The 22621-nt window shown below is 73.0% G+C and carries 20 protein-coding genes; 5 read left to right on the top strand and 15 right to left on the bottom strand.

The genetic code is table 11. The annotated features are described in order from the left end of the window. Positions 1 to 3: 3 nt before the first annotated feature. Both BV907_RS12600 and BV907_RS12595 read right to left on the bottom strand, forming a co-directional pair. Positions 4 to 1314 (bottom strand): CpaE/TadZ family protein, encoded by a 1311-nt coding sequence (locus BV907_RS12600; RefSeq protein ID WP_077490062.1) that lies wholly within the window; start codon positions 1312 to 1314, stop codon positions 4 to 6. Beyond that, positions 1311 to 1952, bottom strand: a complete 642-nt coding sequence (locus tag BV907_RS12595) for a CpaB family protein (protein WP_077490061.1) — start codon at positions 1950 to 1952, stop codon at positions 1311 to 1313. Before BV907_RS12595 ends, BV907_RS12600 begins: the two co-directional genes overlap by 4 nt. Positions 1953 to 2100: 148 nt before the next feature. On the opposite strand from BV907_RS12595, the gene BV907_RS12590 reads away from it, so the two are divergent. Then, the gene (locus BV907_RS12590) at positions 2101 to 2322 is read left to right on the top strand and encodes a helix-turn-helix transcriptional regulator (RefSeq protein WP_077490060.1); all 222 of its coding nucleotides are present in this window, start codon (positions 2101 to 2103) and stop codon (positions 2320 to 2322) included. 112 nt (positions 2323 to 2434) lie between these two features. Here BV907_RS12590 and BV907_RS12585 read toward each other — a convergent pair whose 3' ends face one another. Next, positions 2435 to 2989: a hypothetical protein gene (locus BV907_RS12585; RefSeq protein ID WP_077490059.1), complete on the bottom strand. Its 555-nt coding sequence runs from the start codon at positions 2987 to 2989 to the stop codon at positions 2435 to 2437. A gap of 171 nt (positions 2990 to 3160) precedes the next feature. Here BV907_RS12585 and BV907_RS12580 point away from each other — a divergent pair, with 171 nt between their 5' ends. After that, positions 3161 to 3940, top strand: coding sequence for a LysM peptidoglycan-binding domain-containing protein (locus BV907_RS12580; RefSeq protein ID WP_077490058.1), 780 nt, complete (start codon positions 3161 to 3163; stop codon positions 3938 to 3940). 135 nt (positions 3941 to 4075) lie between these two features. Continuing rightward, positions 4076 to 4675 (top strand): Rv3235 family protein, encoded by a 600-nt coding sequence (locus tag BV907_RS12575; RefSeq protein WP_077490057.1) that lies wholly within the window; start codon positions 4076 to 4078, stop codon positions 4673 to 4675. Between the two features lie 16 nt (positions 4676 to 4691). Here the strand turns inward: BV907_RS12575 and secA are convergent, their stop codons facing one another. The 9 genes from secA to BV907_RS12530 all read right to left on the bottom strand — a co-directional run bounded on the left by secA (position 4692) and on the right by BV907_RS12530 (position 16605). Beyond that, a complete protein-coding gene (secA, locus tag BV907_RS12570; RefSeq protein WP_077490056.1) occupies positions 4692 to 7415 on the bottom strand; it encodes a preprotein translocase subunit SecA in 2724 nt (907 codons plus the stop codon). 69 nt (positions 7416 to 7484) lie between these two features. Then, positions 7485 to 8729, bottom strand: a complete 1245-nt coding sequence (locus BV907_RS12565) for a winged helix-turn-helix domain-containing protein (RefSeq protein WP_077490055.1) — start codon at positions 8727 to 8729, stop codon at positions 7485 to 7487. 24 nt (positions 8730 to 8753) lie between these two features. After that, on the bottom strand, positions 8754 to 9485 hold the full coding sequence (hpf, locus tag BV907_RS12560) for a ribosome hibernation-promoting factor, HPF/YfiA family (protein ID WP_077490054.1): 732 nt from the start codon (positions 9483 to 9485) through the stop codon (positions 8754 to 8756). A 167-nt stretch (positions 9486 to 9652) separates the two neighbouring features. Beyond that, a complete protein-coding gene (locus BV907_RS19140) occupies positions 9653 to 10606 on the bottom strand; it encodes a ComF family protein (RefSeq protein ID WP_217697930.1) in 954 nt (317 codons plus the stop codon). A gap of 68 nt (positions 10607 to 10674) precedes the next feature. Then, entirely contained in the window at positions 10675 to 12393 is a 1719-nt protein-coding gene (locus tag BV907_RS12550) for an LpqB family beta-propeller domain-containing protein (protein ID WP_245827947.1), read from the bottom strand. After that, positions 12390 to 14387: an MtrAB system histidine kinase MtrB gene (mtrB, locus tag BV907_RS12545; protein ID WP_245827946.1), complete on the bottom strand. Its 1998-nt coding sequence runs from the start codon at positions 14385 to 14387 to the stop codon at positions 12390 to 12392. The genes BV907_RS12550 and mtrB overlap by 4 nt, the downstream gene beginning before the upstream one ends. A 23-nt stretch (positions 14388 to 14410) precedes the next feature. After that, positions 14411 to 15085, bottom strand: coding sequence for an MtrAB system response regulator MtrA (gene mtrA, locus BV907_RS12540; RefSeq protein ID WP_077490052.1), 675 nt, complete (start codon positions 15083 to 15085; stop codon positions 14411 to 14413). Positions 15086 to 15172: 87 nt separating this feature from the next. Then, on the bottom strand, positions 15173 to 16186 hold the full coding sequence (locus BV907_RS12535; protein WP_077490051.1) for a uroporphyrinogen decarboxylase/cobalamine-independent methonine synthase family protein: 1014 nt from the start codon (positions 16184 to 16186) through the stop codon (positions 15173 to 15175). A 2-nt stretch (positions 16187 to 16188) separates the two neighbouring features. Further along, positions 16189 to 16605, bottom strand: coding sequence for a chorismate mutase (locus BV907_RS12530; RefSeq protein ID WP_077490050.1), 417 nt, complete (start codon positions 16603 to 16605; stop codon positions 16189 to 16191). 104 nt (positions 16606 to 16709) lie between these two features. Here BV907_RS12530 and BV907_RS12525 point away from each other — a divergent pair, with 104 nt between their 5' ends. Beyond that, entirely contained in the window at positions 16710 to 17372 is a 663-nt protein-coding gene (locus tag BV907_RS12525; protein ID WP_077490049.1) for an NADPH-dependent F420 reductase, read from the top strand. A 98-nt stretch (positions 17373 to 17470) separates the two neighbouring features. Here BV907_RS12525 and BV907_RS12520 read toward each other — a convergent pair whose 3' ends face one another. Then, positions 17471 to 18526 carry a hypothetical protein gene (locus BV907_RS12520; protein WP_077490048.1) on the bottom strand — a complete coding sequence of 352 codons (1056 nt, stop codon included), beginning with the start codon at positions 18524 to 18526 and terminating at the stop codon, positions 17471 to 17473. 153 nt (positions 18527 to 18679) lie between these two features. On the opposite strand from BV907_RS12520, the gene BV907_RS12515 reads away from it, so the two are divergent. Next, positions 18680 to 19501 (top strand): caspase family protein, encoded by an 822-nt coding sequence (locus tag BV907_RS12515; RefSeq protein ID WP_077490047.1) that lies wholly within the window; start codon positions 18680 to 18682, stop codon positions 19499 to 19501. Positions 19502 to 19567: 66 nt separating this feature from the next. Here the strand turns inward: BV907_RS12515 and BV907_RS12510 are convergent, their stop codons facing one another. Then, on the bottom strand, positions 19568 to 21346 hold the full coding sequence (locus BV907_RS12510; protein WP_077490046.1) for a gluzincin family metallopeptidase: 1779 nt from the start codon (positions 21344 to 21346) through the stop codon (positions 19568 to 19570). A gap of 52 nt (positions 21347 to 21398) precedes the next feature. After that, the gene (mnmA, locus tag BV907_RS12505) at positions 21399 to 22589 is read right to left on the bottom strand and encodes a tRNA 2-thiouridine(34) synthase MnmA (protein WP_077490045.1); all 1191 of its coding nucleotides are present in this window, start codon (positions 22587 to 22589) and stop codon (positions 21399 to 21401) included. Positions 22590 to 22621: the final 32 nt, after the last annotated feature.

Genomic DNA, 22621 nt, shown 5'->3' with positions numbered 1-22621 from the left:
AGCCTAACGCGCTGCCCGGAGCCCTGCTTTGGCACCTCGTATGGCGAATCTGCGATTTCGTTGTGCAGGTGAACACACCAGTCCGGCGATGCTGGTCCGGATCGCGGACTCGGGGGCCGCCTCGAGCAGGACGGACCCGCCGAGCAGCGCGGCGTCGGCCACTGCCGCGTCGTGCGGGATCATCGCGCTGATGGGGATCCCCGGCCCAAACCGTTCCCAGGCCTCGCGCAGCGCCCGCTCAGGGAAGCGGCCGATCGACGAGGCCCGCACCTTGTTGAAGACGACGGTGGGGGTTGCCGACGGAACGGCGCGCTCGAGCTCCGCGAGCGCCCGCACGAGCCGGGGCATCCCGATCGTGTCCGCCGAGCCTACGGCGAACAGCCGATCAGCAAGCTCGAGGCTCCGCAGCGTGGCGGCATTGCGGCGCGGTGCCATGGTGTCGAAGCTCAGCTCCTCGTCCGCCTCGAGGCAGAACCCCGCGTCGACGACCACCACGTCGGCGATCTCGCGGCAGCGCTCGAGGACCGTCGTGAGGGCCGCGGCGCGCAGCTCCGGCCAGCGGTCCGCCCGCGTGAGGCCCGTGAGGACGCGGAGGGTCCCGGCGCCGGTCATGACGGGCACGGCCACGCGCTCGAGGGCGCGGCGGTCGAGGACGCCCTGGTCGGCGAGGCGGCACGCCTGCGCAAGGCCCGCGGAGTCGTCGAGCAGGCCGAGCGCTCCCGCCACCGACGCGCCGTAGGGGTCCGCGTCGACGACCACGGCGCTGCGGCCGTCGGCCACGAGCTCCGCGGCGCAGTTGACCGCGAGGGTCGTGCGCCCGGGAGAGCCGATCGGGCCCCAGAAGGCGATGATCTCCCCCTCCCCCGCCGGCTCGTCGGGGCCGTCCTCGGCCGCGGCCTCGGCGATCGGCCGGGCCCCGGCGAGGGCGAACGACGAGGAGGACGACGTCGGCGCCGCGGCAAAGGCGGTGGCGCGGTCCACCGCCTCGGCGATGAGGTTCGCGAGCTCGGCCGCCGGCACCGCCTCAGGGGCGGCGAGCACGCCCAGGCCGTCGAGCCGGAGCCGCTCGGCGTCGTCGTCCGCAAGCCCCACGAGCGCGACGCCGACCCTGGCCAGGCTGTCGACGAGCGTCGCGGTGATCTCCCCCGTCCCGCCCGCGACGACGGCGGCGCGCGCGAGGCCGGTCTGGCACGCGGCGACGAGCTCGGCCAGCTCGGAACAGCGCCGCACGACCGTGACCGGGCCGTGCAGGCGCTCGAGTGAGCCGACGAGCTCGGCCTGGCCGGCGCCGATCGTGACGACCGGGATGCTCATCGGCTGCCCCCCGCGGGGTTCCAGACCAGCGAGACCTTGGCGCTGTTGGCCTGTGCCCCGAGCAGCTGGGCGAGCTTTGCGTCCTCGACGAGCACAAGCACCTGCGTCTCTCGACTTCCGCCGAGGGTCGACGACGATGTCTCGACGTGGGCGATCTCCGCCCCGGGCATGAGGAGCTTCGGCTCGGCGAAGCCGTTGCGGCCGTCCGGAGGCGCGACCCACACGTCCACGCGCGTCCCCGGGACAGCCTCGGCCGGCAGCGTCTCCTGGGCGCTGATCGCGACGGGCTTGCGGCCCAGCGCCTGGGGCTCTCCGAGGACGGAGGCTGCGACGAGGTCCCCCTTGGCGACGCGCTGGAGCGCGATCCTGCCCTCGGGCAGCGACCCAGGTGTCAGGTAGCGGCTCTCGGCGTCGCCGAGTCGGACGTCGATCCGGACAAGCCTGTCGGCGTCGACCGTCTGCCCGACGGCGATGTCCTCCTTCGCCGCGTAGGCCTCGACCGTGCGGTCGGCTGCCTCGACGAGGGCAACGACCCCCGCGATGGAGGCCAGCACGAGAAGGAGCCCCACGAGGAGCCGCGGGTCTTTCCACGACGGCTTGGACAGCCGGGAGCCCGGCGGATTCTCGGCAGCGGGCATTGGCCCCCCTCACTCACGGGCCGCAAGGCCGGCCCCCCGGGGACATTCTTCTTCACGCCCGGAGTCGATCCCAAGTCACACGGCATCAAACGGCATCAAACTGTGGATAACCGGGTCAACCGGGTCCGAAAGCTGGCACAATGTTTCCATGCCTCGTTTCCTGACGCTCGCGGATGTGTGCGAGCAGCTCCAGATCAGCTCGGCCCAGGCATATGCCCTCGTCCGCAGCGGCGAGCTCAAGGCCATCCAGGTGGGCGGCCGAGGACAGTGGCGCGTCGAGGACGTCAAGCTCGAGGAGTACATCCAGGCCAGCTACGCCAAGGCGGAGAAGCTGCTCGCCGAGGGGCGCCGCTCACACACGGCCGGCTGACGGCCGTCCAGTTCCGCGCGGGCGACGGCGGCCGCGCCGCCTCGCGCGTGCCCGCACCCCTGCCGGTGTGCTCCGCTGGATCCCCCTGCCCTGTGCGCCCTCATCCCGGTCCTCAGCCGCCTGACCGCACGGCGATGAGCGACCCGAACGGCACGAGCGCCGTCGACGCCGAGGCCGCAGACCAGGCGTCGTCCCGGCGCACGGCCAGCTCGATGTAGTCCCGCCCGACCGTGTCGATCGTGCCGACGATGACGTGGGGCTCGCCCGCACCCCCGTCGGCGAAGCACGACACGAGGGCCCTGTCGCGGGCAAGGGCCCGCAGTCCCGAGGCAAGGGAGAGCGTGCGGCGGACCGCCGACGCCTCCGACCGCGCCACTCGCCCCAGCCCCGACACGGACACGACCGCACCGACGGGCACCAGAGCACTGTGCGGGGCCGCATCGACCACGAACCAGGCGTCCGCGAGCTGGGTGATGCGCCCGCGCAGGCGGACGCCCGCGCGCAGGAGCAGCTCGGCGGGGGCGCCCCCATGGCCCCGCAGCCTGTCGACGAGCCCGAGCCCCGCCTGCTCCGCGCGCACGAGCTCGGCCACGTGGGCCTCATGCTCAAGCAACGTGGCGGAGGCGAGCTGTGCTTCGAAATCGTCGAACAGGCTGTCCCAGCGCATGCGCCCCACCCTATGAAGCAAGGTTCGGGCGGTCAATTCACCCCAAATCTCCCATTTACTAGACAACCGGCACTTGTCATGCTCAAACTAGGGCACATCTCATCAAACAGGATCAAATGCGATCAAAGCTCAGCGGGCGGAAGCCGCCACCTACGTCTTCGGGGGGGAACGATGGAGAACACTCGCAGGCAGCAGCTCGCCGCGGACGGGCTCGTGACGGCCGCCGTGCTCGCGCTCGGCGCAACGCTGGTCGCCGCCGGGAGGATCCTCGCCGGTGACGCCGCTCCGGGCGGCCGGGGCGATTGGCTTCGCATGGCGCCCCTCATTCTCGAGGACGCGTCGCCCCGGACCGTCACCGTCCTCCTAGGGGTGGCTGCCAGCGTCGTGGGGCTCGTCGTGGTCGCGTGGTGGCTCCTCGCGATGGCCCTCGCGGTGGCCTCCGCCCTGCTGCACGCGGCGGGCGCCCCGGGTGCCTCACGCTGGGCCGGAGCCTTCGCTCCGGCCTTCATGCGGCGGCTCGCCCTCACGACGCTCGGCCTGAGCCTCGTCACCGCGCCGGCGGTGCATGCTGCGACGGCCCTACCGGACCCGACGTGGCAGCCCGCCCCGGTGTCGCGGCTGGCCGTGGAGCCGGCAGTGCCCGAGCCCACCGCTGTCGAGCCCGCCGTCCCGGAGCCCGTCGTCCCGGAGGCCGCCTGGATCCCCGAGGCCCCGCCTCCGGCCACGGGCCCGCTCGTGCGCCAGCCGATGCGTGCGGCTGCCGTCCCGGGGGCTGTCGAGGTCCGCCCCGGCGACTCCCTGTGGTCCATCGTCGCCCGGCAGCTCGGCCCGGGCGCCACCGATCTGGACATCGCCGAGGCCTGGCCCCGCTGGTACGCAGCGAATGCGAGCGTCATCGGAACGGATCCCGACCTGGTCAGGCCCGGGCAGCTGCTCGTCCCGCCTCCCTAGGACGCCAGCCGGATCGCCCCCCCGGCCCCGGACCCGGCCCGGCCCCGACAGCCAACTCACCGCCACAGCCACTGCCTGCCCCGGCACCCACCGAGCCGCCGCGCGCCCCGCGGCCCCGAGAGAAGGAAGCACGCCATGACCGCACCCACCGACATTGCCGGCCCGGCGGCCCGCCGCAGGGCCGAGGGGCCCCAGACCGCGGACGTCCTCCGCTTCCACTGTCCGCGGCCCGCCGAGCCCGCGCCCGCCCGGGACCAGCGGGGACGGGCGCGGACGGCGGGCAGCGCGGCCCTCGCCCCGACCCGGGAGGACCTCCGGCCCGAGCCGCCCGTCCGTCGCCTGCGCGCCGTCCAGACTCCCGACGAGAGCGAGGAGGTCCGCAGGCTCGCCGCCACGATCACGCTCGCGGCCATGGAGGTGCTCGCCGGCACACGGCCCGTCCAGCAGCTCGCCATCTGGCTCCACCGCGATCTTCTGGTCCCGGTGCAGCTGCGCGCCGAGCTCAGCCGGGCCAGCACGGCCGCCCGTCAGGAAGCTGCCGGCGCCGCGGGACGCCGTCTGGCGCTCGTCCACCGTGCTGCCGTCGTGAAGGCCGCCCGCGCCTCCCTCGTCGGGCCGGGCGTCTACGAGGCCGCCGTCGTCGTAATCGATGCCGCGCGCTGCCGCGCCGTCGCCCTGCGCCTCGAGGCATCGGACCGTGGCGGCTGGAAGGTCACGGCCCTCGAGATCGGGTAGGCGGCGCCGTCAGGCGTCAGCGGCGCCGCGTGCGGCGCCCGGGACCGCCCTTGGCCCCGGAGCCGCCCGACTGCGCGGCCTTGGGCTGCGCCGCCTTGGCCCCGCCGCCGTTCTGGGCGGCCTTGACCGAGCGTGCCTGCTCGACGTGCGTCTCCGTCGAGCCGTCTTCCCTGGGCGCCGTGTACTGGAGCTGCACTGGCCGCGCCGGGGCCTCGAGCCCGGGAGCCGCGGCGCCCTCCTGCACCTCGGCGGGCTTGACCTCGAGGTTGAACAGGAAGCCCACTGACTCCTCGCGGATGGCCTCCATCATGGCCTGGAACATCGCGTAGCCCTCGCGCTGGTACTCGACGAGGGGATCGCGCTGGGCCATCGCGCGCAGGCCGATTCCCTCCTTGAGGTAGTCCATCTCGTAGAGGTGCTCCTGCCACTTGCGCCCGATCACGGACAGCACGACGCGGCGCTCAAGGTCGCGCATCAGCTCGGAGCCGAGGGTCTCCTCGCGCTGGGCGTAGACGAGCTTGGCATCCGAGAGGATCTCCTCCTTGAGCATCTCGACCGTGACCCTGGGCTTGCCGCCGGCCTCGTCGATGATGTCCTGCGGCGTGAGCGTGACGGGGTAGACCGTGCGGAGGTTGGTCCAGAGGGCGTGGAAGTCCCAGTCGTCGCCGTTGCCCTCGGCCGTCGCGGCCTCGATCATCGCGACGAGGGTGTCCTCGAGGAAGAACTGGACCTTCTCATGCAGGTCGTCGCCCTCGAGGATGCGGCGGCGGTCGCCGTAGATGGCCTCGCGCTGGCGGTTGAGGACGTCGTCGTACTTCAGGACGTTCTTGCGCTGCTCGGCGTTGCGCCCCTCGACCTGCCCCTGGGCGGACTGGATGGCCCGGGAGACCATCTTCGACTCGAGCGCCGTGTCGTCTGGGAGGCTCGAGGCCATGAGGCGCTCCGCGCCGCCCGTGCCGAAGAGTCGCATGAGGTCGTCCGTGAGCGAGAGGTAGAAGCGGGACTCGCCCGGGTCACCCTGGCGGCCGGAGCGGCCGCGCAGCTGATTGTCGATGCGCCGGGACTCGTGCCGCTCCGTGCCGAGGACGTAGAGGCCACCGAGCCCGAGGACCTCGTCGTGCTCTGCCTTGACGGCCTGCTGCGCGGCCTCGAGGGCCTGGGGCCACGCGGCCTCGTACTCGGCCGAGTTCTCCTCGGGATCGAGCCCCCGGGCCGCGAGGTCGGCCACGGCCATGAACTCGGCGTTGCCGCCGAGCATGATGTCGGTGCCGCGGCCCGCCATGTTCGTCGCGACCGTGACGGCACCCTTGCGGCCGGCCTGTGCGACGATCGCGGCCTCGCGCGCGTGGTTCTTCGCGTTGAGCACCTCGTGGCGGACCCCCGCCTTCGCCAGGGCCTTGGAGAGGTACTCGCTCTTCTCGACGCTCGTCGTGCCCACGAGCACGGGCTGACCCGTCGCGTGGCGGCCGGAGATGTCCTTGACGACCGCCTCGAACTTGACCACCTCGTTCTTGTACACGAGGTCCGACTGGTCGAGGCGCGCCATGGGCTTGTTCGTCGGGATGGGGACGACGCCGAGCTTGTACGTGCTCATGAACTCGGCGGCCTCGGTCTCGGCGGTGCCCGTCATGCCGGAGAGCTTGGAGTAGAGGCGGAAGTAGTTCTGCAGCGTGATCGTGGCGAGGGTCTGGTTCTCCGCCTTGATCTCGACACCCTCCTTGGCCTCGATGGCCTGGTGCATGCCCTCGTTGTACCGGCGGCCCGGGAGGATACGGCCGGTGTGCTCGTCGACGATGAGCACCTCGCCGTCGAGGACGACATAGTCCTTGTCGCGCTTGAAGAGCTCCTTGGCCTTGATGGCGTTGTTGAGGAAGCCGATCAGGGGGGTGTTGGCGGACTCATAGAGGTTGTGGATGCCGAGGTAGTCCTCGACCTTCTCGATGCCGGGCTCGAGCACGCCGACGGTCCGCTTCTTCTCGTCCACCTCGTAGTCGCCGTCGCCGAGGCGCAGGGCCAGCTTGGCGAACTCGGAGTACCAGCGGTTCGCATCGCCCTGGGCCGGGCCGGAGATGATGAGCGGCGTGCGGGCCTCGTCGATGAGGATCGAGTCGACCTCGTCCACGATGGCGAAGTGGTGCCCGCGCTGCACGAGTTCGTTGCGGTCCCAGGCCATGTTGTCGCGGAGGTAGTCGAAGCCGAACTCGTTGTTCGTGCCGTAGGTGATCCCGGCCTCGTACTGCTTCTTGCGCTCCGCCGGGTCCATGCTCGCGAGGATGCAGCCGCTCGAGACGCCGAGGAAGCGGTAGACGCGGCCCATGAGCTCGGACTGATACTCGGCGAGGTAGTCGTTGACCGTCACGACGTGGACACCATCGCCCGTGAGGGCGTTGAGGTAGGCGGGCGCCGTGGCCACGAGGGTCTTGCCCTCGCCGGTCTTCATCTCGGCAATGTTTCCCAGGTGCAGGGCCGCCCCGCCCATGAGCTGGACGTCGAAGTGCCGCATCCCGAGGGTGCGTCCCGCCGCCTCGCGCACGGCCGCGAAGGCCTCGGGCAGCAGGTCGTCGAGGCTTTCGCCGTCCCCGTAGCGCGCCCTGAGCCGGTCCGTCTCGCCGCGCAGCTCGGCGTCGGTGAAGCCGCGGAACTCGTCCTCGAGGGCGTTGATCGCGTCGGCATAGACGCGCAGCTGCTTGAGCGTCCGGCGGTCGCCGGTGCGCAGGAGTTTCTCGAGAAGGTTTGCCACGGTGGCTGTGCTCCCTTGTCAATGGCGGTTCTGTGCGTGCAGCTGGCGCGCCCCGTGGGCGGGCGGATCTCAGTCTACGGGAGACACGTACGAGGCGGCGCTCAGGTTCCGGTTCCCCACGGCGCGGGCGACGGCGGGTGCGAGCCCTCCGCGGTCGGCGACCCTGACGCCGTCGAGCCCGAGCCACCCGGCCAGGAGCTGCAGCTCGGCGGCGAGCTCGGCAGCGGTGTCCCCCGGCGCCCCGGGCTCCGCATGCGCCGCCTGCACGAGGAGCGTCCCAGAGAGACGGTCCGCCTTGAGGTCGACCCGCGCTGCCATCCGGTCCCGCAGGAGGAAGGGCAGGACGTAGTAGCCGTACTCGCGGCGCGGCGCGGGGGTGTAGATCTCGATCCGGTAGCGGAAGCCGAAGAGCCGCTCGAGCCGCCGCCGCTCGAAGACGAGCGAATCGAAGGGGCTCAGGAGGGCCCGCCCGGTGGCGGTGCGCGGCAGCGCCGCGGCGGCGTGGAGGTAAAGCCGGTCCGGCCAGCCGTCGACGCCCGCCTCCTCGAGCGAGCCCTCGGCCACGAGCCGGCTGACGGCGGCCGCCGTCGCGCGCAGGGGCAGTCGGAAGTAGTCGGCGAAGCAGCGCACCGTCCCGATCCCGTGGGCCTGGGCGGCGGCCTCGGTGAGGGTCAGAATCGCCTCGTCCGGGTCCGCCGCGTCGCCGTCGGGGATGCCCGGCGGCAGCACGGCCGAGGTGAGCGCGTAGCGCCTCTCGAACTGCGGCGTCCGGGCGGCGCTGCTCACGGTGCCCGCCTCAAACAGGCCCTCGAGCACCCGTTTGACGGGGTTCCAGTTCCAGCCCCAGGCCTCGCCCCTGGGGGAATCGTGCTCGAGGCGCCGCGTGAGCTGCGCCGCGGTGAGCGGGCGGCCATGCGCGAGTGCCTCGAGGATGAGCGCCTCGAGGCGCTCGCGCACCGCGGGGTCGAGGCCCGCGGCGCCGACCCATGCGCGCTTCTGCCACGCCCGCAGCGCATGGAAGTGCTCGGGCCGGATGAAGCTGGCCTCATGCGCCCAGTACTCCATCATGCGCCGGGGGTTCCGGGACGCGAGCCGGTCGACGATGGCCTGGTCGTAGGGGCCCAGCCGGGAGAAGAAGGGAAGGTAGTGGCTGCGGACGAGGACGTTGACGGAGTCAATCTGCGCCAACTGGATCCGGGCCAAGGTCCGGCCCACCGACCTCGCCGTGGCGGGGCCGGTGGGCCGGGGGCGGTGCAGTCCCTGCGCCGCGAGAGCGATGCGCCGGGCCTGGGCCAGGGTCAGGGTCGCTGTCACGCGTCCCCCGCCCCGGCCCTCGGGTCAGGAGACGACGGCACTCTCATCGTCCGAGCGGTAGGCCAGGATGCGCTCCTCGACGACGGTCTGGCCGGGCTCGCAGGCCTGGTCGAGGCTGATCACGCCGTAGGTCCACCCCCGGCGCCGGTACACGACGGAGGGTGTGTTCGTGTCGGCGTCGATGAAGAGGTAGAAGTCGTGGCCCACGAGCTCCATGTTGTCCACGGCGTCGTCGAGGGTCAGCGTGGCAGCGGGGAAGACCTTGCGCCGGATGAGGACGGGCGAGTCGCCGGCGGGGATGTCGTTTTCGATCTCGTACGGCGAGCGCTCGTGGGTGTCGAGCTTGCCGGATGGCACGTCGAGGGCGTGCTCCGCGTAGATGGGGGTGCTCCCGCTCACGACCGGCAGCGAGGCGGTGGCCATACTGACTCCCACCGGGGCATGCTGGCCATGGTGGACCTTCCGCTTGTCCTTGGCCCGCCGCAGGCGTTCGAGGAGCTTGCCGTACGCCAGATCGAAAGCGGCGAACTTGTCCGGTGCCGTGGCTTCGGCGCGGATCACGGGGCCGCGACCGGTGACCGTGAGCTCGACGGTGAGCTGGTCCCCGCCCGAGCGGGCGCCGTTCAGCTTGGAGCACTTGGCATCGACACGCTGGACCTTGTCCGCGAGCATTCCGATCTTCTCGAGCTTCTCACTCGCGTACTCGCGGAAGCGATCCGACACAGTCACATTGCGTCCGCTGATCTTGAACTCCATGGTGCCCTCCAGAAAACTTCTGAGTTCAGCCCGACAGGGCTTCAGAATCAGGGGCTCACCGTGACAGTCGAGCCCCTTTCCTGAGCCGCTATCGACAGGTCCCTTTCGCTATGGAACCTATTACCGACGTTAGTGGATGGACACGGTTTATTCACCCCTTGTTGCCCTCATTTCGGAACTGTCCGCTCGGAGCGGAAGCGGCGCATCGCTAGTGCCGGTGTGTCGGGCTGCGGAACATGGGCGAGCGCCACGAGCCCGACGACGACGGCGCCCGCCGCCTCGAGCGCACGGGCCGCCTCCCGCGCCGTCGCCCCGGTCGTGAGCACATCGTCGACGACGATGCAGCGCCGGCCGCGCAAGGCCCCGACCTGCCCTGGGCGCCCGGCACCCTGCCGCCAGGCCCACACGCGCCGGGATCCCGCGGGACGCAGGACGACGCGCCTCCGGGCCGCGAGCGAGCCGGACGCGCGCGAGCGCCGCGCGCCGCGGCCGAGCCCCTTCTGCGTCCCGGATCCGGCCCGGAGGACGGCGCGCGCCCACGCTGCCGCACGCTCGGAGGGGCGGAGCCTGCGCGGCCGGAGGGCCTCGGCCCACACGGCGCCCGCGGGCAGCCGGCCCTCGCGGCGCAGCCTGCCGAGCAGGATCCCGAGGGGGTCGAACCCCCGCCGGACGTAGGCCGAGGTGGTCGTGGGAACGGGAACGAGCCAGACCTCCTCGCTCCCCGCCGCAGCGCGCAGCGCCCGGGCGAGGCCGGAAGCGAGCTCGCTGGCGAGCTCGGCGCTCCCATGCCGCTTGAACGCAAGGATCGCGAGGGAGAGCTCGTCCCGATACGGGCCGGCGGCGACGGCGGCGAGGAGAACGCCGCCGTCCTCCTCGACGAGGGCCGGGGCGTGCTCCTCGACCCGGCGCGGCACCGATGTCAGCGCCCGAAGGCGCCGGGCGCACGCGGCGCAGAGGAGCGTCTCGGGCGCACCGCACGAGACGCAGTCGGCAGGGACGAGAAGGCCGAGCAGGTCGCCCGCGGCGGCCCGCAGCGCGGCGAGAACCCGGGCTGCCCGCGTGCGGGGGCCCGCCGCGTGGCGCGCCGTCCCGTCGCCCCCGGGGATCCCGCCGTCGTCCACGCCCCCAGCCTCCCGCAGCGCGCCGCAGGGCGCGAGCGCCTCCGGCGAGGCTGTGGACAAACCCGGGTCTAGCCCGCGAAGGACGGGGCCTCGACCCCCTTGCCGAGCTCGACCCACGAGTTGCGCACGAGCTGGAAGACGCCGGCGCCGGTCTGGGCGTAGACCTCCTGGTCGCCGTTGCCCGCGCTGACCGAATGGATGCCGTTGAGCGGGGGCAGCTGGCGGGGCTCGCCGCCACGGAGGGAGATGAGCGCCGGCGTGACCGGATCCGACGAGGACAGGCCGGAGGCCAAGACCGTCATGTCGTCCACCCACACGACCCGCCGATACTGCTCCTGCCCGACGCTCAGGGTGATCGGCGCCGTGAGCTCGCGCGGGGCGCCGTCGGGCCCGCGCAGGATCCCGGCCAGCTGGAGCACCGTCTGGCCGCCGGACGTGGAGAGCACGAGGGCCCGCGTCCCATCGCGGGAGACGCGGACATGCTCGATGACGCGGCCCGCGAGCCACGCGGGCTCAAGGACGGCCTTCGGCACGTCTGCCCCCTCCGCCACGCCCTGGGGCCGGAACGCGATGACCTCCGTCCCGCCGTCCCCACCGGGCCCGGCGCTCCAGACCCAGCCATCAGGGCCGACCGAGGGCGGGCTCAGCCGGGTCCGCGCGTCGAGCAGCCGGGCGGGCTGGTTGGGCACGATCGAGTAGAGGCCCGGGCCGGAGCCGATGAACGCGAACACGCCCTGGGACGGGGCCGCGGCGGGATGCTCGGGACCGAAGGACGCGACCGAGCGCAGGGCATCGACGCGGCTCGCCTGCCGGTCCGCGTAGAGGACGAGCTCGCCCCCTGCCACGGCCACCTGCCACGCGGGCACCCTGGGGTCGACGGTCGGCGCGGGCGCCTGGCCGCCCGTGGACGGATCGACGAGCGCGACCTCGCTCTGGTTGGACCGCAGGGACACGCCCACAACAGAGCTGATCCCGCTGAAGCTGCGCACGAGCTGGCCGTGCATCCGCTGCCGGTCCGTGAAGGACGCGTCGCGGACCTCGCTCGTGAGATCGACCTGGGCCATGCTGTCGACGATCGGCACCGACTCCCGCTCAAGCCGCGTGCCGGGCGGGAACGCGCTCGCGACGGCGGAGCGCAGGTACGGCGCGGGCCCCGCCAGAAGGGCGCTCACGAGCGACTTCGCGACGCCCGAGTTGTCGATGAACCAGCGAACGTCCGGGACGAGCGTGGCGAAGGACGGGTCGAAGAAGTACACGGGGAAGGCCTTGTAGAGGACCTTGAAGGTCTCCTCCGGGATCGCCGTCCCGTCGGGGAGCTTCGACACGCGCCACTGGCCGTCGACGGACGACAGGCTCACGTCGATCGACTCCCGCGTGCCGGGCGGGAACGGCGTCGCGACCCCGTCGACGTCCACCGAGTAGGCCAGGTCCAACTCGTAGCGGTACTCGTTCTCGCGCCCCGTGGGGACGACCGTCGCGCTGCCACGGTAGACGAGCGTGCGCTGGCTCGGCTTCCACGAGACAGCGTTCGCGGGCGCGAGGAACTGACGCGCGACCGTGAAGTCGTTCTGGTAGCCGCTGCCGGCGTTGAAGAACCCCTCGATGATGGACTGCGGGCTCGCGCCGTCGCGCGGCCCGGGCGGGATGTACTGCGGCGCGTTGCCGCCCGTGAGCGCGCTGTCCTCGCTCCTGCCGACGGGCCCCGTGGTGGGCATGCGGGCGCAGCCCGCGAGGACGGCGAGGAGCACAGCCAGGCAGACGACGACGGCGAGCGGCCTGCGGGTCACGGCTCCTCCCCTGGGTCTCCAGCGCTGGGCGGGAGCGCGTGCGTGCCGACGACGACGCCGCGCGTCCCCTGCCCCTCCAGGAGGGCGACATCGGCGGCGGGCATCTCGAGGGCCACGGGCGAGTCGGTGATCTGGGCGTCTCGGCGCAGCGGGAGGGTGAGCCGGAAGCACGAGCCCTCGCCCGGCCTGCCCCACGCCTGGAGCCAGCCGTTGTGGAGCTTGACGTCCTCGGTCGCGATCGAGAGGCCGAGGCCAGAGCCGCCGGTCTTGCGGGCGCGGGCAGGGTCGGCGCGCCAGAAGCGGTCGAAGACCCGGGCGGCCTCGGCCGGCGTCATGCCGATGCCGTGGTCGCGCACGGCGATGCCGACGGCGTCGGCGTTCGCCGCGGCGAAGACGTCCACGGGGCGCCCCTCGCCGTGCTCGAGGGCGTTGAGCAGCAGGTTCCGCAGGACGCGCTCGATCCGGCGGGCGTCCATCTCGACGATGATGCTCGGGGAGCGCGTGAAGAAGCGCACCTCGGAGCCGCAGTCGGCGGCGACGGGCGCGGCGGACTCGATGACGTTGCCCACGATCGCGACGATGTCCTGGGCCTCGGAGTCGAGCATCGCGGCCCCGGCGTCGAAGCGCGAGATCTCGAGGAGGTCGTTCAGGAGGGCCTGGAAGCGCTCGACCTGGTTGTACAGCAGCTCGGCCGAGCGCTTCGTGACCGGGTTGAACTCGTCGCGTGCGTCGTAGAGGACCTCGGCCGCCATCCGGACCGTCGTGAGCGGGGTGCGGAGCTCGTGGCTCACGTCCGAGACGAAGCGCTGCTGCATGTGGGACAGCGTCGCGAGGGCCGTGATCTGGTCCTGGAGGTTCGCAGCCATGTGGTTGAAGGCGGCGCCGAGGCGCGCGACCTCGTCCTCGCCCTCGACCGCCATGCGCTCCTCGAGCTGGCCCGAGGCGAGCTTCTCGGACACCGCCGCCGCATGGCTCACGGGCGAGACGACGCTGCGCGTGACGATCCACACGATCGCGCCGATGAGCAGGAGCAGGAAGATCCCGCCGAACCACAGCACGTTCTGCATGTCGTCGAGCGTCTGCTGCGCCGTCTGGATGTCGTACAGGAGGTACAGCTCGTAGACGGTCCCGCCGAAGCTGACCTTGTTGCCGACGGCGATGGCCGGGTGCTCTTCGTTGGTCGCCGTCGTGAGCGGGATCGACTGCCAGAACTGCTCCTGCTGGGAGTTCTGCACGGATTCGCGCAAGGAGGCCGGGATGTCGTTCTCGGTGCGCAGGTACGACGCGCGGCTGTCGACCCAGCGGTTGCGCGGCTGGTCCTGGTTCGGCACGGCGAGGAACACGTACTGGCGCGGGGACACGGACTCGCGTGCCTCGAGCTGGTCGAGCGTGTCGTTGACCAGCTTGAGCACCCCCTGCTGGTCGGTGACCTGGGCGCCGTCGAACGTCTCCTGCACCTGCTCGACGGCCTGGCGGGTCTGCAGCTCCGCCTGGGTGAGCCGCTCCTGGAAGAGATTGTTGGCGATCTGGTTGGACAGGTAGGCACCGACGGCGAGGAACGAGACGAACGTCAGCATGAGCGTGACGAGCACCGTTCGGAACTGGAGCGAGCGGCGCCAGCGGCGCACGAACCCGCCCCGCGCCGAGGCGATCCCGGGAATGATCCCGGCGGCCCAGGACACGACGGCCCGGGCGGCCCTCACGGCGAGCGACCGCACACGCGTGGCCAGGAGCCTGGCCGGGTGCCGGGGGCGGTCGCGGCGCGACCAGCGGCGCACGAGGAGCCGCGCAAGGCGCAGCCGGGCCGGGAGCCTCGCTGAATTCCAGTCGGCGACGGCCCAGGCCCGGGCCCGCCGGATCGCCGGAACGGCCTGCTCCCTGACGGCGCGGGCGCGGCGGGTCAGCGCGGCGAACGCCCGGGCGCGCTCGAGCGCGCCGTCGTCGTGCGGGGGTTCCGGCTGCGCCGGTGCCGAGCGCTGCTCCTCGCTGTCCACGTCCGCTTCAGGGGTCCTCTCGGTCAGGTCCCGGCCTTGTAGCCGACGCCCCGGACGGTTAGGACCACCTCGGGTGCCTCGGGATCACGCTCGATCTTGGAGCGGAGCCGCTGGACGTGGACGTTGACGAGCCGCGTGTCGGCCGCGTGCCGGTACCCCCAGACCTGCTCGAGGAGGAGCTCGCGGGTGAAGACCTGCCACGGCTTGCGGGCGAGCGCGACGAGGAGGTCGAACTCGAGGGGGGTCAGCGAGATGAACTCGTCGCCGCGCTTGACGGTGTGGCCGGCGACGTCGATCGTGACCTCGCCGATCCGCAGGGTCTCGGGCGCCTTGGTCTCCCCCGGGCGCAGCCGCGCGCGGACGCGCGCCACGAGCTCGGCCGGCTTGAACGGCTTGGGCACGTAGTCGTCGGCGCCGGACTCGAGGCCGCGGACGACGTCGGACGTGTCCGACTTCGCGGTGAGCATGACGATGGGCACGTCCGACTCGGCGCGGATCTGCCGGCAGACCTCGATCCCGTCGAGGCCCGGCAGCATGAGGTCCAGGAGGACCAGGTCAGGCTTCTGCGCCCGGAACACGTCAGGGGCCTGGGCGCCGTCGGCGCAGAAGACCGGCTCGAAGCCGTCGTTGCGCAGGACGATGCCGATCATCTCGGCCAGAGCCTCGTCGTCGTCGACAACCAGAATGCGTGCCTTCATGCCTTCCACTCTCCCCCACATCGGGCGCAGGGACGCTGTTGGCGCGCTGCGCATGCCTGATTCATTCTAGGCTCGGCCCTGCGCGCCTCAGCCGAGCGCAATCTGGTTGACCGCGTCGGCAAGCTTGACCACTCGGGCGAGCCGCGCCGTCGCCTCCTGCGGCGTGCAGGCGGCGAGGCTGCCGGCCGGGGTCAGGCGTACGGCGTCGAGCGCCTCGAACGGCAGGCCCAGCTGCCGCCACGGCCGCACGAGGCGCTCGGCGAGCTCCCCCGTGCGGGTGGACGGCGCGCCGTCGGCCGGGAGGGCCCCGAGCCAGAGCCGGCGCCCGGCCTCGACGGCTCCGGCGAGCTCCTCCCACTGGGGAATGCTGAGGTCAGTGAGCGGCAGCGCGACGCCGTCGGCGCCCGAGGCGAGGGCGTCCGCGAGCGGCGCCTCCCACGCGGGCAGCGCCACGATGGCCTCGGCACCCGCGCCCTGGATGGCCTCGACGGCCTCGGTCCAGACGGAGCGCGCCTCCGAGCGCGGGAGGGCGCGCAGCGTCCGGTAGCCGCTCATGGTGGGCACGAGCCCGGCGAGGACGCGCGCGGCGTCCGGCTCGTCGAGCTGGACGGTGAGCGCGGCGCCGGGGACGGCGCGGCGGACGCGTTCGAGGAACGCGGGCAGACCGGCGGCGAGGGACTGCGCGATGTCCCGGCGCGCGCCGGCGTCGACGAGCGTGCGCTCCCCCGAATGCACGTACAGCCCGGCCATGAGGCTCACAGGCCCCAGGACGCGGACCGCGAGGCCCTCGGCCGGGCGCTCCTCCGCCCCGGCGACGTCGGCGAGCACGTTGAGATCGGTCGCGAGGGCCGAGGCGGCGCGCTGCGCATCCTGTCCGGGCCGGTCCACAAGGCGCCAGCCGTGCGGCTGGACGTCCGCGTGCAGGTCGACGAGGAGGGACGCCGCGCGGCCCACGGGGTCCGAGCCGACCCCCCGCGCGGGGAGCTCGGCGAGGAACGGCAGGTGCGGGCTGCCGAGTTCCCCGCGGATGGCCTTGGCCGCCTCGAGCGGGTCCGTCCCCGGCCAGTCCCCGAGGGCGGTTGCGGTGACCTGCCCCGCCATGGTCAGGCGTCCGCGCCGGCTGCCCCGTTGGCCCGGCGCGACTCGTGGTCCTCGGAGATGGCCTGGTGGTGCCGGATGACCTCGCTGATGATGAAGTTCAGGAACTTCTCGGCGAACGCTGGGTCGAGGTGGGCCTCCTCGGCGAGGCGGCGGAGGCGGGCGATCTGGGCTGCCTCGCGGGCGGGGTCCGCCGGCGGGAGCTGGTGGCGTGCCTTGAGGAAGCCGACCCTCTGTGTCGCCTTGAAGCGCTCAGCGAGGAGGTAGACGAGGGTCGCGTCGATGTTGTCGATGCTCGAGCGGATCGAGAGCAGCTCCTCCATCACGGCCGGCGCCACGCTGGCCCCGAGCGAGCTCGCCGTGGGGTCGTAGTCCGTGGTGGCTTCGGGCATGGCGCGGTCGCTGCTGTGCTGCTCGGTCATGCAGCCCAGTCTATGGGCCGCCGGGGCATTGACCGGCCGGGACCGCCCGCGGTAGGCCTAGGGCCGGCGCCGGGCACAGAGCCGGGCGGAGTGGGAGGAGGCGCATGGACATCGGAATCCTGGGCAGCGGGACGGTCGGCCGGACGCTCGGGGCACGGCTGCGGCAGCTGGGCCATCGGGTGGCCCTCGGCTCGCGGGACGCAGCGAAGCCCGAGGCGCGCGCGTGGGCCGCCGCGCACGGGGCCCTCTCGACGGACTTCGCGGGGGCGGCCGCTGCGGGCTCGCTGCTGGTCAACGCCACGGCGGGCAGCGCGTCCCTCGACGCGCTCCGGGCGGCCGGCGAGCCGGCCCTGGGGAACAAGGTCCTCCTCGACGTCGCCAATCCGCTGGACTTCTCGGGGGGCTACCCGCCGACGCTCACAGTTGCGAACCGGGACAGCCTCGGGGAGCAGATCCAGCGCGCGTTCCCGCGTCTGCGCGTCGTGAAGGCGCTCAACACGGTCACGGCCGCGGTCATGGTGGACCCGGCTGGGATCGGCGCCGGGGTCCACGACGTGTTCCTGGCGGGCGAGGACGCCGGCGCGAAGGCGCAGGCCGGCGAGCTGCTCGCGTCGTTCGGCTGGCGCCCCGAGCGGATCCGCGACCTTGGAGGGATCGACGCCGCCCGCGGCCTCGAGATGTACCTCCCCCTCTGGATCCGGCTCACGGGCCTGCTGGGGACGGCGCAGTTCAACATCCGGATCGTCGGGACAGACCCGCAGTCCTGACCCCGCGTCCCCGGGACGGCGGACGACGGCGGCACTCGCCGCGCGCCGTCGTCCGCCCGTGCGCTCTGGGTGCGCCCCGCTCGCCGCGGCCCTGCGGATCAGCCGGTGTAGGCCACGTGGCTCCAGGTCACGACGTCCTCGTCCCGGCCCGCGTTCGGCGCGACGGAGAAGCGCAGCCACGAGTCCACGCCGGCGGCGCCCTCGACCGTGACCCGGTGCAGGTTGGCCGCCGAGCCGGTCACGCCGTAGCGAGCGAGCCACTCGGAGCCGGGCGCGAGCGGGGAGTCCTCGTGGTAGACGTGGCTGTCGCCGTCGACGAGGTAGACCGGGCCGCCGAAGGCCGTCGCCTCATCGACGAGGGCCTGGACGAAGGGCGTGAACGCGTCAATCGGCCACCCGTCCTGATAGCCCGGATCGAACATGTCCGCCTGCGTGAAGACGACGACGGCGCGGTCCTGGCGCTGCTTCGCCGCCGCGAACGTCTCCCTCAGGAGCGCGAGTCCGGCCTCGGTGCGGTCGGCGACCTCGGCGAACTGCTGGGCGGTCGGTTCGGTCTCGCCGAGGCCGGTCCAGGGCAGGGTCGAGTTGTTGCTGCCCACGATGTGCACGGCCGCGAAGGCGACGCGCTGGGTCCCGAAGGAGACGTTCTCCGGCAGCCCGCGCTCGGCCTGCGAGCGCACGGGCATCGTCGCGCCGAGAGTCTTGCCGGGCTCGTCGAAGAAGACCTCGCGGAGCGCGCCGAGCCGCTCGAGCGGGTTGTAGGCGCCGTTGTTCACGCGGTGGCAGTCGGTCCACTCGTTGTCACCAGGGGTGTAGACGAGCGGCATCGCGAACGCGTCGAAGTCGGCGCGGATCCGGGCGAAGTAGGCGTCGGTGCACTCGCTCGAGCCGTTCTTGATGTCGCCGACGTGGACGGCGAAGCCGAGGCTCGCGTCGGCGTTGATGTCCGCGACCTTGGCGGGGAAGGTCTCGACGTCCGGGGCGCCGTAGGGGACGTCGCCGATCACGGCGAAGCTCAGGGACTCCTCGGAGCCACGGGGGCCGGGCGCCTCGCCGGCAAATGCCGGGGCGGTACTGAACGCCGCGGCGGCGAGGGCGACGGCGCCGGCTCCGGCGAGGGCGCGGAGGCTTCGGGCGGGACGGGGTACAGGCATCGGTGCTCCTGACGAGAGTGCGGGGGCGGTGCGCGCCCCGGTTGGACGCACCAGCGAAGGCTAGGCGCCCGGATCGGACTCGGAGCGTCCGGCAGGTGTACGGCGAACGAATGCAGGCCTACCCTGATCGGAGCGTACGAGGAGGAGTCCGCCATGCCGAGGGCAGCGCTGTGCGTCGGGATCAACCGCTTCGCGCGCCTGCCCGACTCACACTGGCTCCGCGGCTGCGTCAACGACGCCGAGGACATCGCCGAGGTGCTGCGCTCGCGCTACGGCTTCGCCGACGGCGAGGTGACGGTCCTGACCGACGCGCAGGCCACGAAGGACGCGATCGTGGACCGCCTCGCGGACCTGGCCCAGCGCGCGGCGGAGGGCCGCCTCGACCAGCTCGTCTTCACCTACGCGAGCCACGGGACGCAGATCCCGGACGACGACGGCGACGAGCCGGACCAGATGGACGAGGCGCTCGCGGCATACGACCTTGCCACGGCCGGCGACCACTGGGACCGCGCGAGCGTCATCGCCGACGACGAGCTCCACGCGCTCCTGCGCCGCGTGCCCGCGGAGGTCCCGGCCGACGTCGTGCTCGACACGTGCCACAGCGGCACGGGCCTGCGCTCCTTCGACCTCCTGCCGGGGCGGATGCCGCGCTTCATCCCGCCCCCGACCCCCTTGGGCCTCGACGCCGCCGAGCGGGCCGACCGGCGGGGGCTGCGCGACCTCGTCGCGGCGGGCCCGGGCCCCGTGCTCTTCGCCGCCTGCCGGTCGGACCAGACGGCCTCCGATGCGCTCTTCGGCCAGCGCTACGCCGGAGCGTTCACGCACTTCTGGCTCGCCGCGCTGGCCGAGCGGCCCGACGCGACGCGCAGCGACACCCACCGGGCCGTCTCGGCGGCGCTGCGGGCCGCCCGCTTCTCCCAGCGCGCCCAGCTCGAGGGGACGCCGGGCCAGCGCGCGGCCACGTGGTGGCACTGACACTGTGGTGGCACTGACAGTCTCCTGTGGGGCACTGACAGTCTTCTGCGTGGACCGCCGGCGGCTCTAGGCGGGGACGCCGTCGCGCTCGTCGACGGCGTGGTAGCCGATGACCGGGCGCGCCGGCTGTTCGCGCTCGGCCCGGGCGGTGGCCGCCCGGGCCTGCTGGCGCTGGGCGTCCATGACGGGCTTGAGCGCGGCGAAGCACAGGCGGCCGCCCTCGTCGAAGCGCAGCGTCCCGCCCCCGCGCACGACCGCGTAGTCGCCCAGGATGCGGAGGCCGAGCCGGTCCCTCGCCTCGCGCCGCGTGAGCAGGACCTCCTGCACGAACGAGGCGCAGATCTCGGAGACGATGAAGCCATCCGGCCCCACGCGGACGGTCGGGCGCACCCTGTCCACGCGCAGCCCGGTGTCCTCGTCGAGGTCCATGGCCCGCATGAGCCGCGGGTTGGCCCAGATGAAGCGGTTGACCTCCTCCGGGTCCGAGGAGAGCGCCGAGAGCCGCACCGGATACCGCAGGCCCTCGAGGTCGTCGAGCCCGTCGAGCCGGGTATCGGGGTCCGTCGAGACGTTGATGTCCCAGAACCGGTCCCGGATCACTTCGCGGTAGCCCTTGGGGCGCGGGGCTCCGGGGCGGCGCGAGCCCGGGCACGGCGGGGCGTCGGCGGGCATCATGACGAGGTCCGAGGCCAGGATCGCACGCAGGAGGTCAGTCCACGTCGGATCCACCGGGGGAAGGTACGCGAGCGCCCGCACGACCATGCCCATGACCTGCTGCCCGACCTTGGCCCCCGACTGGGCGATCTGGTAGCGGCTCGCGCGCCCGCCCGGGCAGTCGAGCCGCTGCCGCCAGAGGTTGACGACGGCGTTGAGCACCGCCTGCACGACGATCTCGCCGCGCGCATGCGGCTCGGGATCGAGCTGCCAGTCGTAGGGGACGCGCCGGTCGAGCGGGCGGCGCACGGCGCCGCGCGAGAAGAGGCCGTCCGCGAGGCCGAACAGGCCCGAGCGGAGGATCTCCTCGTCGCCGCGCTCCCCCGGGCCGCCGCGCCCGGCCGCCGCCCCAGAGGACGCGCCATCGTCCTGCGCCCCGCCGTCGTGCGCCACACCGTCGTGCGCCACACCGTCGTGCGGCCCGCGCGCCCGGCGCGCCCGCGCCTCGGTCTCGAGGAGCCGCTCGACGAGATCGGGCGAGGAGAACACCGAGAGCATGGCCACGAGGTCGGCGACGGCCTCGTGGAGGGCGAACCCGTCGAGGAGGGCGTTCGCGTCGGCCCAGCGCGGCCGGTAGCCGTCGAGCACGGCGTGCGTCACCTCGTGGGCCACGAGGTCGCGGTAGAGGGCCATCGGGACGTGGCGCTGCGCCCGTCCGTCCGCCCGGTGGCCGAAGCGGATGAGCTGCGCCTGCGGGTCGTAGCCCGTGGCCCGGAAGTCCGCGGAGTCGTACGCCTCGATGCGCAGCCGGTGCCCGGCGGCCCAGCCGAGCCGCCTGCCCATCGTGCGCTCAAAGGCCTGGAGCGTGTCGGAGGCCACCGCGTAGACGTGCTGGGCAAGGAAGCGGCTGTCGCCGAGGAGCTCCTCGAGGTCCTCGGGCGGGCGGACGTCGTCGATCCCCCACGCGGTGCCGTCGAGCGCGAGCGCGATGGGCTCGGCCTCGTCCCGGCCGGGGCGGCGGACGCGGACGTCGAGCCGGGCTCCCGCGGGGCCCGAGTGCACGCGCTCATGCGGGACGCGCACCGAGGCGAGGGCCGCGGGGGTGCCCGTGAAGGGCCCCTCGGCGAGCACCGAGAGATCGATGAGCTCGGCGCCGTAGCCGACCCCCGGCTGGAATCCTTCACCTGCCATGACACACCGCCCGAGCAGAGGGACAGCCCCCCGCAGGCCGTCTTTCCCCCAATTATTGCATCGATTGGAGTAACTGGCCATCCCCGGAACGCTCCCGGGCACGGGCGGTGTCGATCGTGGCCTGGCCGAGGACCCTCGTGCCCTGGTACAGGACCACCGTCTGCCCGGGTGCGACTCCGCGCAGGGGCGTCTCGAGCGTCACGACGAGCACGGCGTCGTCCTCCCGGGGGACCTCCCCGGATCCCTCGCCGGGCTCCACGCGCTCGAGCCGGGCACGCGCGGGAACCGGGTCGCCGTGCGCGCGGACCTGCGCCTCGCACGCGAACTCGGTGCCCCACGCCGCGGCCGTGGCCTCCGCCGGGGGCAGGCCAGCCCACGAGACCCTGATCCCGCGGATCTCGGCGACCGCGAGGAGCCGCTCGGGGCCCACGACGACTGTGTTGTCCTTCGGCCGGACCTCGAGCACGAAGCGCGGCTTGCCGTCCGGTGCGGGGCGGCCGAGGCGCAGGCCCCGGCGCTGGCCCACGGTGAAGGCGTTCGCGCCCGCGTGCTCGCCGACCTTCGCCCCGGTCTCGTCCACGATGTCCCCGGGTGCCATCTCGATCCGCTCCTCGAGCCACCCCCGCGTGTCGCCGTCGGAGATGAAGCAGATGTCGTGGCTGTCCGGCTTCTTCGCCACGGACAGGCCCCGGAGCTCCGCCTCGGCGCGGACCTCTGCCTTCGACGCGGCATCGGCGAGCGGGAAGAGGCAGTGCTCGAGCTGCTCGCGGGTCAGGACGCCGAGCACGTAGGACTGGTCCTTCGCCCAGTCGGAGGCGCGGTGCAGCTCGGGGTTGCCGTCCGCGTCCCGGACGACCTTCGCGTAGTGCCCGGTGCACACGGCGTCGAACCCGAGCGCGAGCGCCTTCTCGAGCAGCGCGGCGAACTTGATCCGCTCGTTGCAGCGCATGCAGGGGTTCGGTGTGCGGCCGGAGGCGTACTCGGACACGAAGTCGTCCACGACGTCGGCCTTGAACCGCTCCGAGAAGTCCCAGACGTAGAAGGGGATCCCGAGCCTGTCGCACGCGCGCCAGGCGTCGTTCGAGTCCTCGATCGTGCAGCAGCCGCGGCTTCCCGTCCGCAGTGTCCCGGGCATGCGGTTGAGCGCGAGGTGGACGCCGACGACGTCGTGCCCGGCCTCGACGGCGCGGGCGGCGGCGACCGCGGAATCCACTCCACCGCTCATGGCTGCCAGAACTCGCACCGGTCTATTCTAGCCGGAGGGTGCCCGGCCGC

It is taken from the genome of Sinomonas mesophila (assembly GCF_001999765.1).
GTDB classification, from domain to species: Bacteria; Actinomycetota; Actinomycetes; order Actinomycetales; family Micrococcaceae; genus Sinomonas; species Sinomonas mesophila.
The sequence above is the reverse complement of the archived record's forward strand: the minus strand, read 5'-3'. Positions and strand labels throughout refer to the sequence as shown.

Bases quoted from the DNA above. Each gene is read 5' to 3' on its own strand.
- BV907_RS12590 (WP_077490060.1), top strand. From the start codon at position 2,101: ATGCCTCGTTTCCTGACGCTCGCGGATGTGTGCGAGCAGCTCCAGATC.
- BV907_RS12510 (WP_077490046.1), bottom strand. From the start codon at position 21,346: ATGGCAGGTGAAGGATTCCAGCCGGGGGTCGGCTACGGCGCCGAGCTC.
- BV907_RS12580 (WP_077490058.1), top strand. From the start codon at position 3,161: ATGGAGAACACTCGCAGGCAGCAGCTCGCCGCGGACGGGCTCGTGACG.
- hpf (WP_077490054.1), bottom strand. From the start codon at position 9,485: ATGGAGTTCAAGATCAGCGGACGCAATGTGACTGTGTCGGATCGCTTC.
- mtrA (WP_077490052.1), bottom strand. From the start codon at position 15,085: ATGAAGGCACGCATTCTGGTTGTCGACGACGACGAGGCTCTGGCCGAG.
- BV907_RS12530 (WP_077490050.1), bottom strand. From the start codon at position 16,605: ATGACCGAGCAGCACAGCAGCGACCGCGCCATGCCCGAAGCCACCACG.
- BV907_RS12515 (WP_077490047.1), top strand. From the start codon at position 18,680: ATGCCGAGGGCAGCGCTGTGCGTCGGGATCAACCGCTTCGCGCGCCTG.
- BV907_RS12575 (WP_077490057.1), top strand. From the start codon at position 4,076: ATGACCGCACCCACCGACATTGCCGGCCCGGCGGCCCGCCGCAGGGCC.
- BV907_RS12600 (WP_077490062.1), bottom strand. From the start codon at position 1,314: ATGAGCATCCCGGTCGTCACGATCGGCGCCGGCCAGGCCGAGCTCGTC.
- BV907_RS12585 (WP_077490059.1), bottom strand. From the start codon at position 2,989: ATGCGCTGGGACAGCCTGTTCGACGATTTCGAAGCACAGCTCGCCTCC.
- BV907_RS12595 (WP_077490061.1), bottom strand. From the start codon at position 1,952: ATGCCCGCTGCCGAGAATCCGCCGGGCTCCCGGCTGTCCAAGCCGTCG.
- BV907_RS12525 (WP_077490049.1), top strand. From the start codon at position 16,710: ATGGACATCGGAATCCTGGGCAGCGGGACGGTCGGCCGGACGCTCGGG.
- BV907_RS12520 (WP_077490048.1), bottom strand. From the start codon at position 18,526: ATGCCTGTACCCCGTCCCGCCCGAAGCCTCCGCGCCCTCGCCGGAGCC.
- BV907_RS12535 (WP_077490051.1), bottom strand. From the start codon at position 16,186: ATGGCGGGGCAGGTCACCGCAACCGCCCTCGGGGACTGGCCGGGGACG.